Source organism: Nitrosomonas mobilis (assembly GCF_900103035.1).
In the GTDB taxonomy this organism is placed as follows: Bacteria; Pseudomonadota; Gammaproteobacteria; order Burkholderiales; family Nitrosomonadaceae; genus Nitrosomonas; species Nitrosomonas mobilis.
This window is the reverse complement of sequence record NZ_FMWO01000001.1, coordinates 1-238: the sequence shown is the minus strand read 5'-3', so window position 1 is coordinate 238 and position 238 is coordinate 1. Positions and strand designations below refer to the sequence as shown.

Genomic DNA, 238 nt, shown 5'->3' with positions numbered 1-238 from the left:
AGTTTCGCCTGGCTGGAAAAGAATAGAAGACTGTGGAAGAACTGCGAGCGAATGATTAACACCAGTTTGCAGTTCATCCACTTGGCTTTCCTGGCCCTTCTACTCAAAAGACTTCCTGATTAGTTACTTCTCTCAGAAATCTTGTAAAATCTACAAATTGCGAAGAAACGTAGCAAAATCAGAGGAGGATGGCAATGGCGATGAATAAAATTCAGTTTCAGGCAGGCCTGTCACTGCA

At 42.9% G+C, this 238-nt stretch carries 1 pseudogene; it reads left to right on the top strand.

Annotated elements, in window-relative coordinates:
- A pseudogene (locus tag NSMM_RS14925) lies at positions 1 to 123 on the top strand (IS5/IS1182 family transposase); the annotation flags it as partial.
- Between the last annotated feature and the right edge of the window lie 115 nt (positions 124 to 238).